Source organism: Hydrogenophaga sp., assembly GCF_018780075.1.
GTDB lineage: Bacteria > Pseudomonadota > Gammaproteobacteria > Burkholderiales > Burkholderiaceae_C > Hydrogenophaga.
In genome coordinates, this window is sequence record NZ_JADMKB010000180.1 from 1 (window position 1) to 14,580 (window position 14,580).

Annotated in this window: 12 protein-coding genes; 7 read left to right on the forward strand and 5 right to left on the reverse strand. The window is 69.8% G+C overall.

The window, feature by feature from the left end:
- Nucleotides 1–276: Lin0512 family protein (locus IV088_RS25505; RefSeq protein ID WP_291107727.1), on the forward strand; the 276-nt coding region annotated here is incomplete at its 5' end.
- 64 nt (nt 277–340) lie between these two features.
- Here IV088_RS25505 and IV088_RS25510 read toward each other — a convergent pair.
- Complete coding sequence (locus IV088_RS25510) at nt 341–715, reverse strand: group 1 truncated hemoglobin (protein ID WP_291107730.1); 375 nt, start codon at nt 713–715, stop codon at nt 341–343.
- 59 nt (nt 716–774) lie between these two features.
- The gene (locus IV088_RS25515) at nt 775–1,020 is read right to left on the reverse strand and encodes a hypothetical protein (RefSeq protein ID WP_291107732.1); all 246 of its coding nucleotides are present in this window, start codon (nt 1,018–1,020) and stop codon (nt 775–777) included.
- 132 nt (nt 1,021–1,152) lie between these two features.
- Here IV088_RS25515 and IV088_RS25520 point away from each other — a divergent pair, with 132 nt between their 5' ends.
- Entirely contained in the window at nt 1,153–4,323 is a 3,171-nt protein-coding gene (locus IV088_RS25520) for an AAA family ATPase (RefSeq protein ID WP_291107735.1), read from the forward strand.
- 188 nt (nt 4,324–4,511) lie between these two features.
- Nucleotides 4,512–5,030 carry a hypothetical protein gene (locus tag IV088_RS25525; protein ID WP_291107738.1) on the forward strand — a complete coding sequence of 173 codons (519 nt, stop codon included), beginning with the start codon at nt 4,512–4,514 and terminating at the stop codon, nt 5,028–5,030.
- 31 nt (nt 5,031–5,061) lie between these two features.
- Here the strand turns inward: IV088_RS25525 and IV088_RS25530 are convergent, their stop codons facing one another.
- Both IV088_RS25530 and IV088_RS25535 read right to left on the reverse strand, forming a co-directional pair.
- Nucleotides 5,062–5,730, reverse strand: coding sequence for a glutathione S-transferase family protein (locus IV088_RS25530; protein ID WP_291107741.1), 669 nt, complete (start codon nt 5,728–5,730; stop codon nt 5,062–5,064).
- A 20-nt stretch (nt 5,731–5,750) separates the two neighbouring features.
- On the reverse strand, nt 5,751–7,382 hold the full coding sequence (locus IV088_RS25535) for an AMP-binding protein (protein WP_291107744.1): 1,632 nt from the start codon (nt 7,380–7,382) through the stop codon (nt 5,751–5,753).
- 340 nt (nt 7,383–7,722) lie between these two features.
- Here IV088_RS25535 and IV088_RS25540 point away from each other — a divergent pair, with 340 nt between their 5' ends.
- Entirely contained in the window at nt 7,723–9,327 is a 1,605-nt protein-coding gene (locus tag IV088_RS25540) for a PQQ-binding-like beta-propeller repeat protein (protein ID WP_291107747.1), read from the forward strand.
- 58 nt (nt 9,328–9,385) lie between these two features.
- Here the strand turns inward: IV088_RS25540 and IV088_RS25545 are convergent, their stop codons facing one another.
- Nucleotides 9,386–10,426 (reverse strand): AraC family transcriptional regulator, encoded by a 1,041-nt coding sequence (locus IV088_RS25545; RefSeq protein ID WP_291107750.1) that lies wholly within the window; start codon nt 10,424–10,426, stop codon nt 9,386–9,388.
- A 130-nt stretch (nt 10,427–10,556) separates the two neighbouring features.
- Between IV088_RS25545 and IV088_RS25550 the strand changes: the two genes are divergently transcribed.
- Genes IV088_RS25550 through IV088_RS25560 form a run of 3 tightly spaced genes read left to right on the forward strand, consistent with a single transcriptional unit; the run spans nt 10,557 to nt 14,462 of the window.
- Nucleotides 10,557–12,296 (forward strand): AMP-binding protein, encoded by a 1,740-nt coding sequence (locus tag IV088_RS25550; protein ID WP_291107753.1) that lies wholly within the window; start codon nt 10,557–10,559, stop codon nt 12,294–12,296.
- Nucleotides 12,297–12,309: 13 nt separating this feature from the next.
- Nucleotides 12,310–13,932 (forward strand): carboxyl transferase domain-containing protein, encoded by a 1,623-nt coding sequence (locus IV088_RS25555; protein WP_291107756.1) that lies wholly within the window; start codon nt 12,310–12,312, stop codon nt 13,930–13,932.
- Between the two features lie 8 nt (nt 13,933–13,940).
- Entirely contained in the window at nt 13,941–14,462 is a 522-nt protein-coding gene (locus IV088_RS25560; protein ID WP_291107759.1) for a DinB family protein, read from the forward strand.
- The last annotated feature ends 118 nt before the right edge of the window (nt 14,463–14,580 follow it).

Here is a 14,580-nt window from a genome sequence, read left to right on the forward strand (position 1 = left end):
CACTCGTCGATCGTGCTGTTCAAGTCGCTGGGCTACGACCACCGCGACATGCGGGTGCAGGTCACCATCGGCGTTCAGCAGCCCGATCAGGTGGACATTGCCAAGGTCTGCGCCGAACTGCCGCGGGGCCGCGCCGAGGTCACGGCCGTCCTGGGGGGGCTGGATGTGCACGATGCCCAGCAGGACAGCACCCACGTCATCGCGACCGCCGCGATCGAGGCCTTCCTGCCGATCGAACCCGGTCGCTGGCGGCTCAGCGATCAGGTCGGCACCTGATCAGGTCGATACCTAGCCACCGCGCAGCGCGGTGACCACCGGGTGCTCACCCGGTGATCGGCTGTCACACCCGGATCACCTCGCGCCGCATCGACCACAGGATGGCCAGCACCTCGTTGCGCGTGGCGTCGTCGATGCCGTTCTTCTGCAGCGCGTCCATCGCGTCGTCGATGACGGTCATGAACTCCTGCTCGTTGATGTTCATGCCCTTGTGCGTGGTCACCATGTCCTGGCCGGTGTAGGCCTCGGGGCCGCCGGTGCCGGCGCAGAAGAACTCGACCGCGCGGCGCTCCACACGGGCCAGGTCCTCGCTGTTCTTGTAGCGCGCGTTCACCAGCGGGTTGGCCAGGTGGTTCTTCATCAGGTCCGCCGTGATGCGGGTGATGCCCTCGCGGCGACCCAGGCGCTCATAGAGGGTGGTGGTGGCGGTGGTGGTCATGTCGGCTCTCCTTGGGGTGGGCGGTTGCAACGGTGGATCTGCGGGGTGACGGCGGCGGGTCAGCGCACGGAGGGCCGCAGGTGGGCAGCCCACGACGCCACCTCGATGGCACCGGGATCGGGCATCCATGAGGCGTATTCGAGGTCGGCGGCGTTGGCGGCGCTCGGGTCGCGACCCCGCGTGGCCAGCGCGTCGGCCAACGCGTGCTCGAGGTCGCGCAGGGCCTGCGCGGTCAGCGGTTGCGGCAGCAGCATCAGGACCGGCACGGTGCCTGTGCCGGGAAGGGGGCGTGTGAGACAGGTCATGGGGGCTCCTCGTGGTTCACGTCGGCGAACCGTCGCTCGGCGTGACCACAGATTGCCGGGCCGGCGTTCCTGAATCGTTCCTGGGGTCTGCGGGGCTTGTGGAGGTCCGCTCGCGGTCTTACGCTCGCGCTCATGGACATCCATCCACCCAGCGTGCCGCCCGGGGCCTTCACCCACCTCGACGTGGTTTTGCTGGGCCGTTTTGCGGTCGCCATCGACGGTATCGAGCTGGCGGCCGAGTGCTGGCCCAGCCTGCGCGCCGCGCAGCTGGTGCAGCTGCTGAGCCTGCAGCCGCACCAGCGGCTCTCGCGCGATGAGGTGATCGACGCGCTGTGGCCGCAGCTGGAACCCGAGGCCGGTGCCGCCAACCTGCGAAAGGCCGCCCACCACGCGCGCCAGGCGCTGGGGCGGCACGACGGCATCGTGCTGCAGGCCGGCGAGGTGCTGCTGTGGCCCGAGCGCCCGGTGGTGGTGGACGCACAGCAGTTCGAGCAGCGCGCCGATGCCGCCCTGGCGCAGCGCGACCCCGCCGGCTGTGCCGACGCCGCCGCCAGCTACACGGGCGACCTGCTGCCCGGCGCGCGCTTCGAGCCCTGGGCCGAAGCGACCCGCGAACGCCTGCGTGAGCGCCAGCTGCAGCTGCTGCGCGCCAGCGGCCAGTGGGAACGGCTGGCGCAGATCGACCCGGAAGACGAGGCAGCGCACCGCGCGCTCATGCAGCGCGAGCTGGCGGCCGGCAACCGGGCCGCCGCCTTGCGCTGGTACGCGCACCTGCGCGAGGCGCTGCAGCAGGGCCTGGGCGTGTCGCCGGACGCGCAGACCCAGGCGCTGTACGAGCGCTGCATTGCCGGCCTGCAGGTGGCCGGGCCCGCCTTCGTCGGCCGCGCCCAGGCCAGTGCGCAGGCCGCTGCCTGGCTGGGCATGAGTACCAAAGAGCGCCCCGGGGGCATCGTGCTGCGCGGGACGCCCGGCATCGGCAAGAGCGCCCTCGGTCGCGAGATCGCCGCGCAGGCGCAGACCCGCGGCTGGGCGGTGTGCCGGGTCGGGGCGGCGCAGACCGGCCGCACCTACGCGGTGATGTGCGACATCACCGAACGGCTGATCGTCGCCGACCGCAGCGTGCTCGACCGCGTCGGGGCGCAGGCGCGCTCGGTGCTGGCGCTGCTCAGCCCGCACGCGGCACCGGCCGCCCCCCTGCCCGGCCCGCTGGGCCGGCACCAGGTGGTGGGGGCCATCCGGCGCCTGCTGCTGGCCGCCGCGCCGGGACAGGACGTGCTGCTGCAGGTGGACGACACGCACCTCGCCGACGATGCCGATGTCGATGTGCTCACGCAGCTGGCGGCCTCCGGCGCCGGCCTGTGCGTGCTGCTCGCCACGCGTCCGCCGGCGGCGGGCACCCCGCTGGCGCGCGCCCTGGGCCGGCTGCAACGTGCGGGCGTGCTGCAGGTGATCGATCTGGAGCCGCTGCCCGACGACGAGTGCGGCCGGCTGGTGGCGCGGGTGGCGCCCGCCGGCGTGTCGGCCGAGGGCGTGGCGCGCATCGTGCGCGCGGCCGAGGGCAACCCCTTCGCCGCCATCGAGCTGGCGCGCTGTGCCGGCGCTGGCGCCGAAGGGCGTTTGCCGGGCGGCGTGGCCGAGGCCCTCACCGAGCGCTTGTGCGACGTGCCCGACAGCGCGCTGGCGCTGCTCAAGTGGATGGCCCTGTGCAGCGACGAGCTGGACGCCGCCACCGTCGAGGCGCTGGCGGCCGAAGCCCAGGTGCCCAGCCTGGCGTCGCTGGACGCCGCCCTCGCCGCCGGCGTGCTGCTGCCGCTGGGCAGCCGCTACCGCTTTCGCCACCACCTGGTGCAGCAGGCGCTGATCGACCAGGTGCCACCCCACCACCGCCTGAAGATGCACCGCCGCATCGCCACCCGCCTGGCCGAGCTCGACGGCCCGCCGGCCGGCATCGCGCGCCACTGGCTGGCGGCTGGCCAACCGGGTGAGGCGAGGCCCTGGCTGCTGGCCGCCGCGCGCGAGGCCGTGCGCCTGGCCGCTTTCAGCGACGCGCTGCGCCACCTCGAACCGCTGCTGGCGTTTCAGGCCGACCACGCCGAGGGCCTGCGGCTGCGCGCCGAGTCGCTGGACGCCATGGGCGAACCCGCCGCGCTGGCCGCGTACCACGCCGCCGCCGACGTGGCGGGGGAACCCGAGAGCCACAACCTCCGCGCCAAGGCCGCGCTGGCCCAGGTGAAGCTGGGCGATCCCAAAGGGGCGCTGCTCGTGCTGGCCGGCCTCACGCCCACCAGCGTCGAGGGCCAGCTGTGCGAAGCCCTGGCCTACAGCGGCGCGGCCGCGCTGGGCACCGGCGACCCCGCCATCGGCACGGCCAAGGCGGCGGTGGCGCGGCGGCTGGCGCTGCAGTCGGGCGACACCACTTCGCTGGTCATCGCGTCGTGGGCGCAGGCCGCGGCGGCGCACGCGCGCGGCGAGCTGCACCGCAGCGTCTGGGCCGACCTGCACGAAACCAGCCAGGTGCCGCACCTGGCGCTGCGCGTGTTCGACGGCCACCTGTGCATCACCCAGCGCTTCCTGTACGGCGCGCGGCCCTACGCGGACGTCATCAACTTCGCCCAGACCCTTTCAACCGAGGCACAGCGGCTGGGCGCCGCTCGCGGCCATGCTTTCGGTGTGACGCTGCGCGGCGAGGCCGAGTGGCTGGCCGGCCGCCTGACCGAAGCGCGCGAGCACCTGGTGGAGGGTGCCCGGTTGCACCGCGCCATCGGCGGGCCGGTGGGCGAGGCGCTGTCGCTGCAGCGCCTGGCCGAACTGGCCTTGCACGAGGGCAAGCGGGACGAGGCCCGCGCGCTCGTCGATGAAGCGCTGGACGTGGCGCGCCAGACCGACATCGGCTTTCACCTGCTCGACCGCATCTACGGCACGCGCATCAACCTGCACGCCGACGACCCGGGCGCCGCCCTGCACGTGATGGAAGACGCCAGCGCCTCGGTGCGCGGGCCGCTGGAAACCTGCCCGGGCTGCCGCATCACCTTCGCCGTGCCTGCAGCCATTGCCTCCGCGCGTGCCGGCGAACTGGAACTGGCCGACAAACACGAGGCGCAGTGCGCCTACCTGGCTAACGTGGTGATGCGCCTGCCGGCGTGGTACGCCGCGCACGACGAGGTGCGCGGCCACATGGCGGCCGCACGCGGCGCCGACGACGAGGCGTTGGCGCGTTTTGCCGCCGCCGCGGCGCGCTTCCGGGAGGCAGGGCACCCGATCGACGCCGAGCGCTGCGACGGGTGGGTCAAGCTGTCAACGTAGTGGGCGGTCTCGGCACCGAGGGGCTTGCGCGTCGCTCGGGCTTCGCGTTGGGTTTGAGGCCCAGAGAACGATCCAGACGGTTCGATAGCGCCACGTCAGTGCCTCGGCCCCGGCGTCAGACCGTCCAGCCTGAACGGGGCCGCGTCGAGAGGTCTGCGTGGTACCTTTGAAACCAATGGGAGGGTTTCATGGGGTTCTTTTCCGAGTGCGTCAAACCACACCTCAAGGCGGCGGTCTTTTACTGCATTCCCTTGTTTGGCATGGTGTTCTTGTCGTTGGTCGTGCCGGTGCCGTCTCTGGATGCCGCCGATGCCGTCGATCGATGGAGTGCGGTGTTTGTGTTCCTGTGGCTGGGGGTGGGCGTGTTCATCTTCCCCATGTGGCGGCTTTACATCGCGTTGGGGCAGGGCCTTGTTCGCTCACGGACGTTGCGCGTGATCTTCGCGGTGTTTGGCGGGTTCTTGAATGTCTGGGTGGTCGGGTCGCTGGTGCGGTTGTCAGGGGCTGGTGACCATTTTTATCGGAACCAGCGCCTGGATCTGGGCATGGACTCGGGTGCCGATGTGTGGAGTTCGTATCTGAAGATGGCCGAGCTCTTGCTGGCGATGAGTGGTTTGCTGGTGCTGTATGCCGTGCTGGTGCCGGCATGGGTGTGCTGGCTGGGACGGCTCCGGCGTTCGAGGACGGTCTCGCTGGAAAGGCCGTAGCCGCTCCACCGACTCCCGATGTGCCGCAATTTCAGACCCGCAAGTCGGGCGAGGGCGTGGGGTCCACCCGCTGGGCCAGTGCCGCTTCGCGTTCCACCCGCAGGGCGCGCTGGAACGCCGGGCGGTCTTGCAGCCGCTGCCAGTAGGTGGCGACGGCCGGGGGGAACTGTGCATCCAGGCTCAGGTGGCGGGCGAGCACCAGCGCGTAGCCCACGGCCACGTCGGCGGCGGTGAAGCGGTCGGCGCACAGGTGTTCGTGGTGCTGCACGGCGGCGTCCACCGCGCGCAGCCGGGCCAGGAACCAGCGCGCGTAGTCGGCGGCCACCTGGGGTTGCAGGCGCTCGGGTGGTTCGAAGTGGGTGTAGCGCAGCACCAGCGTCTGCGGGAAGGTGAGCGTGGCGTCGCTCATGTGCAGCCAGTTCAGGTAGGCACCATAGGCGGGCTCGTCGGCCCGCACGTCGAGCCCGCCGGGGCTGTGGCGCGCGGCGAGGTACTGGCACATCGCGGCCGACTCGGTCATGCGGGTGGCGCCGTCTTCCAGCAGGGGCACGGTGCCCAGCGGGTTCAGGTCGAGGTAGGGCCGGGCGTGCACGCGGGGCGGGAAGGGCAGCATGCGCAGTTCGTAGGGCAGGCCCAGCTCTTCGAGCATCCACAGGGGACGCAAAGACCGGGCGCTGACGCAGTGGTGCAGAACGATCATGGGGTTGGTGGGTTCCGGGTTCAGTGGCGTTTCTTGAACGGCCGCAGGTCGTGCATGTCGGGCAGGGCGCGCGGGTCGATGCCCTCGGGGAAGATGCGGTGCTTCTGGATCTTCTGGGTGCCGGTGGTGGGGATCTCGGCCGCGAACCAGAGCCAGCCGGGCGCCTTGTAGTAGGCGAGTTGCCGGTGGCAGAAATCGAACAGCGCGCGCGCTGTCTCCGCGGTCTCGTGGCCGGCCCGGTCTTTCAGCACCACGCAGGCCAGCACCTCTTCTTCGCGCACCTCGTCGGGCAGGGCCATCACCGCCACGTTGGCGACCCGGGGGTGGGTGAGCAGCAGGGCCTCGACCTCGGCGGCGGCGATGTTTTCGCCCGAGCGTCGGATGATGTTTTTGCGCCGGTCCATGAAATGGAACATGCCGTCTTCGCCCCGGCTCACGATGTCGCCGGTGTGGAACCAGCCGCCGCGCCAGGCCTCGGCGGTGGCCTGCGGGTGGTCGAGGTAGCCGCTGAAAAAATGCCGCCGGGGCGTGGCTTCGGAGTGGCGGATCACCAGTTCGCCGGGCGTGCCGTCGGGCAGCACCTGGCCGGCCTCGTCCATCACGCAGGCGTCCAGGCCCGGGCGCGCGCGGCCGAAGGCCCGCGTGCCGACCTGGCGCGGTTCGTGGCAGTCACACAGGGGCCGCACCATCTCGGTCATGCCCCAGAGTTCGAGCAGCGGGAAGCCGTAACGCGCTTCGAACGTCGCGTGCAGCTGGGGCTCGACACCGGCGCCGTAGCCAAAGCGCACCTGGTGCGCGCGCTCCAGATCGCTCACCGGCTGGTTGAGCAGCATGGGCACCACCACGCCGAGGTAATGCACGATGGTGGCGCGGCTCTCCACCACCTCGGTCCACCAGCGGCCGGGCTGGAAGCGGTCGGTCTGCACCTGGCAGCCGCCGCTGAGCAGCATGCAGTAGAACGACAGGATGGATGCGTTCACATGGAACAGCGGCAGCGGGTTGTAGAGACGTTCAACGCCTTCGCGCACCGCCCCCAGGCCGCCCTGGGTGGCGTACCAGTGGCCGGCGGCCAGCTCGTAGGTGTGCGAGAGCACGCAACCCTTGGGCTGGCCCGTGGTGCCCGAGGTGTAGAGGATGCTGGCGGGCGTGTCGCCCTCCGGTTCACCGGGCTGGGCCGACGAGGGCGGCGGTGGCAGGGGCTGGGTGTCCAGTTCTTCCAGCCACGCCATGGCGGGCCGGTGGCGAGCGAGGGCCAGCGCCTCGCGCACTGCGTCGGCCCGCGCGGTCAGTGCCACGATCAGGTCCAGCCGCGCGTGGTCCACCACATAGGCCAGCTCGCGCGGCCGGTGGTCCGGGTTGATCGGCACGACGCACACGCCCAGCGCGTTGAGCGCGAGCTTGTGCAGCAGGTGCTCGGGCCGGCTCTCCAGGAACAGGCCCACGCGGTGGCCGAGGCCGTAACCGGCTGAGCGGTACATGGCCATCAGGGCGCGCACATTGGTGGCCGCGTTGCTGTAGGTGATATCGCGGCCGGCGGGGTCGTGGCTGCGGGCGGCGTTGGCGGGCACGGCCAGCAGGCTGTGCCCGGCGTAGCGATCGCAGGCCTCGAAGAAGGCCTGGCCGATGGTGGTGTCGTCGTCGATGGCGATCATGGGGGCAGTCTAGGCAGGGTGGGGGTCATGGCTGCGCCATCGGGGTTGCAGATCGGGCCAAGGGCCGGGTTGGCCGCGGCCTCCCTGGCCCGCCCAACACGGCGCCGAGTTGCCGAGGCCGGCATTTGCAATTTGCAATTCGGTTTTCTTCAGAAGGTCGCTGTGCCCGGGGCGAACATTCCGTTGCACAAGGGGAGGGGCAGGTATCTAATCCGGATTGGCCTGCTGGACTGTCGCGACAGAGACTCAGGTGTGTGTCTCGAATGTGGTGATGCCCGGGTCGGGGCATTTGGGCGGCGCCCTCCCAAAGCTGCTCGGCAACCTCGAAGAGGAGCATCCCATGATGAACGATCTGGCGGGACGGCGTTGGCGCCGGCTTGCGGCGAGCGGGCTGGCGTTGGCAGGGCTGATGGGCATGGGTGTTCCGGCACACGCCGACGCGAACGACGGCGGCTGGCCCTCGGCGGGGCAGAACCTGGGCAACACGCGGCACCAGGCGCAGAGTGATGGCATCGGTGTCCAGACGGTCGGTGGGCTGACGCAGAAATGGGTCTTCACCACCGGGGGTGACGTCTCCGCGACGCCGGCCGTCGACAGTGGGGCCGTCTACTTTCCAGACTGGGCTGGCAACCTCTATGCCGTCGATCGCAAGTCCGGCCAGCAGATCTGGAAGGTCTCGATCGCGGCGGCGTCGGGCACGCCTGGGGACAAGGCGCGTGCCACGCCGGTGATCACGGGCAACAAGATCATCGTCGGGACGCAGGGCAATCTGTTCGCTCCACCGCCGAACGGGGGGCCCGGCGGGAAGATGCTCGCCTTCGAGAAGACGACCGGCCGGCTGCTGTGGTCGACCCAGCTCGACAGCCACTACGCCGCGATCGTCACCCAGTCGGCCACGGTGCATGACGGCCGTGTTTACGTCGGCGTGGCGTCGATGGAAGAGGCGCTGGCCGGTGTCGTCGGCTTCTGCTGCAGCTTCCGCGGGAGCATGCTCGCGCTGAACGTCGACACCGGGGCGATCCTCTGGAAGACCTACATGGTGCCGGCCGGCTATTCGGGTGGCGCGGTCTGGGGCAGCGCGCCGGCCGTCGATGTCAAACGTGGCCAGATCTACATCGCCACGGGCAACAACTACGCTGTTCCGGAGGCGGTCAGTCAATGCATCGTGGCAGCCGGTGACAACACCGCCGCGGTGCAGGCCTGTCTGGCCGCCGACAACTACTTCGATGCGATCATGGCGCTGGACATGAAGACCGGCGCGGTGCGCTGGGCCACCAAGGCGTTGCCGGCCGACACCTGGATCGCGGCCTGCATCGGTTTCGGCGACCCCGCTTTCTGCCCCAGCCCGACGGGGCCGGACTATGACTTCGGCCAGGCGCCGGCGCTGTTCACCGTGAAGATCGACGGCAAGAGCCAGCCCAGCGATGTCGTGGGTGCGGGCCAGAAGAGCGGCAAGTACTGGGCCCTCGATCCGGACACCGGCGCGGTGAAGTGGGTGACGCAGGCCGGCCCCGGCGGTACCGGCGGCGGCCTGCAGTGGGGGTCGGCGGTCGATGGCAAGCGCGTCTACACCGCCAACGCCAACAGCGATCTGGTGCCGTGGCCAGCGCCTTCCGGCCCGACCAGCGGGGTGTGGAGCGGCATCGACGCGGTGACCGGCCAGTTGCTGTGGCAGACGCGGCCGTCGGGCGGCGGCAGCACGTCGGGCCCGGTGACGACGACCAACGGCGTCGTTTTCGGCTGCTCGCTGGACCGCACGAATGGCTACATGTACGCGCTCGACGCCGCCACCGGCGTGATTTTGTGGATGTTCTCCAGCGGTGGCTCCTGTCTGTCGGGGGCGGCGATCTCCAAGGGCGAAGTGTTCTGGGGGTCGGGCTACAGCAACCTCTTCGGCACCTTCGGCGGGCCGAACAACAAGCTGTACGCGTTCAAGATCCGTTGACACCCTTGCGGCCGGTGGGCCAGGCGTGGGCCAGCGAGCGTGAACCATGGCCCGCGCTTCACCCCCGACCCCGCCATTCCCCCGGCGTCATCCCCGTCCAGCCCTTGAACGCACGGATGAAGCTCTTCTGGTTCTGAAACCCGGCCGCTTCGGCCACCTGCTTGATGGGTCTGGACGTGCGCTGCAGCAGCTCGACGGCGCGCTGGCGCCGCACCTCGTCTTTCAGCGCCTGCAGCGTCGCGCCTTCTTCCTTCAGTTGCCGGTGCAGGGTGCGCGCCGAGGTGTTGAGTCGCTGGGCGAGGTCATCGGCGTTGTGGCTGTCCAGCGGCTGGCTGGCGAGCGCCTGGCGCACGCGCTGCACCAGCAGGCGGTCGCGCCGGTAGGGGCGCACCTGGATCGGCAGGGCGCGCTGCAGCATCTGGTTCATCGCGGCCTCGTCGCGCTTGAGGGGCAGGGCGAGGTAGCGCGCGTCGAAGCGGATGCCGGTCTCATCAGCGCCAAAGGTGGTGGGGCCGTCGAACATCAACGGGTAGGCCTCGGCGTGGGGCGGGGCCTCGAACGGAAAGCTCGCGCCCAGCAGCGGGATGCGCGAATCGACAAACCAGCAGGCCAGGCCGACCACGTTGCGCAGCACCGAGACGAAACAGAACTCGCGCAGGCTGCCGTCGCCACCGGGCGGGCGGTGTTCGGTGAGCGTGACGCTGGCGACCTCGCCGGTGGTGACGAGGGTGAGGGTGATGTCGGGCGTGAGCAGCCGGTGGTGGCGGCACCAGCGTTTGAGCGCGGTGCCCAGCGTGGGGGCCGAGAGCGAGGCGCGGGCGAGCATGCCGTAGCTGCCCCAGGGCAGCGGGCGAGCGAACCAGCCCAGGGTCTCGTCGTCCAGCTCGCGCATGGCCGCGCCCGAGACGGTTTCCATCTGCGCGGCGGTGATGCGGTTCGCCGCTGTCTGCAAAAGCGCTGGCGGAATCTGTGCCTGCGCCAGGGCCTGCGAAGGGTCCCGGCCGTGCATCCGGTAGGCCTGCACGATGGCCTGAACGAACGCCATGGGTGTGGCGGCGCGTGCGGCGTGGGCGGGGCTGGCGGCGGTGGTCAGGGGCATGACCAAAGTGTGCCTGATGAGTGGCGCAATTTGCAACCATTCTGGCCCCCGGGGGGCGCGCCGTGCTCCTATGCTTGGCGCTACCGCCCCCGGCCCGATCGGGGTGAGCGCCTTCCGAGGAGACAGACCCATGAGCGACGCCATTTCTGCGGCCCTGCCGGCCACCGTCCCGCTGCAGCGCAGCCACGCGCAGGGCGCGACCGGTGTGCCGCTGATCGAACAGACCATCGGCGCGTTTTTTGACGCCATGGTCGCGCGCCAGCCCGATCACGAGGCGCTGGTGAGCGTGCACCAGGGGCGGCGCTACAGCTACCGCGCGCTGCAGGCCGACGCGCACCGCCTGGCCAGCGCGTTGCTGGCGCAGGGCCTGCAGGCGGGGGACCGGGTGGGCATCTGGTCGCACAACAACGCGGAGTGGGTGCTGATGCAGCTGGCCACGGCGCAGGTGGGCCTGGTGCTGGTGAACATCAACCCGGCCTACCGCACCTCTGAAGTGGAATACGCGCTCAACAAGGTGGGTTGCAAGCTGCTCGTCACCATGGCGCGCTTCAAGACCAGCGACTACCTGGGCATGCTGCGCGAGCTGGCGCCCGAGTGGGCGCACGGCCAGCCGGGCGCGCTCGAAGCGCAGCAGCTGCCGCACCTCAAGACCGTGGTCTGGATCGACGAAGCCGGGCAGGGCGCTGAAGAGCCAGGGCTGATGCGTTTCTCTGACCTGCTGGCGCAGGGTGACGCGGCCGACCCGCGCGTGGCGCAGGTGGCGGCCACGCTCCAGGCGAGCGACCCGATCAACATCCAGTTCACCAGCGGCACCACCGGCTTCCCCAAGGGCGCGACGCTCACGCACCGCAACATCCTGAACAACGGCTTCTTCATCGGCGAGTGCATGAAGTTGACAAAGGCCGACCGCCTCTGCATCCCCGTGCCGCTGTACCACTGCTTCGGCATGGTGCTGGGCAACCTGGCCTGCTTCACGCACGGCGCCACCATCGTCTACCCGAACGACGGCTTCGACCCGCTGACGGTGTTGCAGACGGTGCAGGACGAACGCTGCACCGGCCTGCACGGTGTGCCCACCATGTTCATCGCCGAGCTGGACCACCCGCGCTTCAAGGAGTTCGACCTGTCCACGCTGCGCACCGGCATCATGGCCGGTTCACCGTGCCCGACCGCCGTGATGCAGCGCGTGGTGAGCGACATGCACCTGTCTGAAATCACCATCGCCTACGGCATGACCGAAACCAGCCCGGTGAGCTGCCAGAGCAGCACCGACACGCCGCTGGACCGGCGCGTGTCCACCGTGGGCACGGTGCAGCCGCACCTGGAAGTGAAGATCGTCCACCCCGACAGTGGCGAGGTGGTGGCGCCCGGCCAGTCGGGCGAGCTGTGCACGCGCGGCTACTCGGTCATGCACGGCTACTGGGACGACCCGGCCAAGACGGCGGAGGCCATCGACGCCGAGGGCTGGATGCACACCGGCGACCTCGCCACCATGGACGCCGAGGGCTACGTCAACATCGTCGGCCGCATCAAGGACATGGTGATCCGCGGCGGCGAAAACATCTACCCGCGCGAGATCGAAGAATTCCTCTACCGCCACCCCGCCGTGCAGGATGTGCAGGTGGTGGGTGTGCCCGACGCGAAATACGGCGAAGAGCTGTGTGCTTGGGTGATCGTGAAGCCCGGCCAGGCGCTGGACGAAGATACGGTGCGCGCTTTCTGCAAGGGCCAGATCGCCCACTACAAGGTGCCGCGCTACATCCGCTTCGTGGACGCCTTCCCCATGACCGTGACCGGCAAGATCCAGAAGTTCAAGATACGCGATGCCATGAAGGACCAGCTGGGGCTGGCGGAACAAAAAACGGCCTGACAGAAAGAACCCCATGCCCGCACTCGACACGAAACTCAACGCCCGCTCCGCCGACTTCCAGGCCAACGCCGCCGCCATGCGCGCGGTGGTGGACGACCTCAAGGCGCAGGTGGAAAAAGCCACGCTCGGCGGTGGTGAGGCCGCCCGCGCCAAGCACACCGCGCGCGGCAAGCTGCTGCCGCGCGACCGCGTGCAGATGCTGCTGGACCCGGGCACGCCCTTCCTGGAGCTGAGCCCGCTGGCCGCGCTCAACATGTACCCCGACCGCGACGGCACCGACAGCGCGCCCTGCGCCGGCGTGATCGTCGGCATCGGCCGCGTCAGCGGCGTGGACTGCATGATCGTCTGCAACGACGCCACGGTGAAGGGCGGCACCTACTACCCGCTCACCGTCAAGAAGCACCTGCGCGCGCAGGAAGTGGCGCAGCAGAACCAGCTGCCCTGCATCTACCTGGTGGACTCGGGCGGCGCCAACCTGCCGAACCAGGACGAGGTGTTTCCCGACCGCGACCACTTCGGCCGCATCTTCTTCAACCAGGCCAACATGAGCGCGCAGGGCATCGCGCAGATCGCGGTGGTCATGGGCTCCTGCACGGCCGGTGGCGCCTACGTGCCGGCCATGAGCGACGAGACCATCATCGTCAAGAACCAGGGCACCATCTTCCTGGGCGGCCCGCCGCTGGTGAAGGCCGCCACGGGCGAGGTGGTCACCGCCGAAGACCTGGGCGGTGGCGACGTGCACACGCGCCTCTCGGGCGTGGCCGACCACCTGGCGCAGAACGACCTGCATGCGCTGGCGCTGGCGCGCCAGGCGGTGAAGAACCTCAACGCGCGCAAAGTCCCGCCCATCACCACCATCGACCCGGTCGCGCCGCGGTACCCGGCCGAGGAGCTGTACGGCGTGATCCCGACCGACACGCGCAAGCCCTTCGACGTGCGCGAGATCATCGCCCGCATCGTCGACGGCTCGGACTTCGACGAGTTCAAGTCGCGCTTCGGCACCACCCTGGTCTGCGGCTTCGCGCGCATCGAGGGCATGCCGGTCGGCATCATCGCCAACAACGGCATTTTGTTCAGCGAATCGGCGCTCAAGGGCGCGCACTTCATCGAGCTGTGCTGCCAGCGCAAGACGCCGCTGGTGTTTCTGCAGAACATCACCGGCTTCATGGTCGGCCGCAAATACGAAAACGAAGGCATCGCGCGCAACGGCGCCAAGATGGTGACGGCCGTGGCCACCGCTGCGGTGCCCAAGTTCACGGTCATCATTGGCGGCAGCTTCGGCGCCGGCAACTACGGCATGTGCGGCCGCGCCTACAGCCCGCGCTTCCTCTGGATGTGGCCGAACGCGCGCATCAGCGTGATGGGCGGCGAGCAGGCCGCGAGCGTGCTGGCCACCGTCAAGCGCGACGGCATCGAGGGCAAGGGTGGCAGCTGGAGCGCGGAAGAAGAGGCCGCGTTCAAGGCCCCGATCAAGGAACAGTACGAGGTGCAGGGCCACCCGTATTACGCGACGGCGCGGTTGTGGGACGACGGCGTGATCGACCCCGCCGACACGCGGCGCGTGCTGGCGCTGGGGCTGAGCGCTTCGCTGAACGCACCGATCCCGGAGACGAAGTTCGGCCTGTTCCGGATGTGAGCACCGGCATGGACCCGATTGCCCATTTCACCCGCCAGGCGCGCTACCACGTCTGGGCCACGCACCGCCTGCTGGACGCGGTCTCGCGCGTGTCCGACGATGACTATCGCAAGGATGTCGGCCTGTTCTTCAAGAGCATCCACGGCACGCTGAACCACCTGCTGGTGGGTGAACACCTGCTCTGGTACGCGCGCTTTTCCAAAGGGGCTTCGCCGCTGCTGGGGCTGGACACCGAGGTGGAGTCGGACCGCGCACGCCTGGGCCAGGCGCTCAAGGGCGGTGCAGCCAACTGGGAACACCTGATCGTCAGCTGGCCCGCCGAGCGCTTTGATGGCCAGCTGGACTACCAGACCATGAAAGGCGTGCCGCAGTCGCTGCCGTTCGCGGCCACGCTGGCCCACGTGTTCAACCACGCCACCCACCACCGCGGCCAGATCACCGCCGCGCTCACCGCGCTGGGCCAGCCCGCGCCCGAGCTGGACTGGGTCTACCACCTGCAACTGGAAGCCGCCGAGGCGAAGAATTCGTGAGCACTGCCATGACCCCAGCCCTGACCATCGCGGTGAAAGACCGCATCGCCCGCATCACGCTCAGCCGCCCCGAGGTGCGCAACGCCTTCAACGACGCCGTGATCCAGGAACTCAAGGC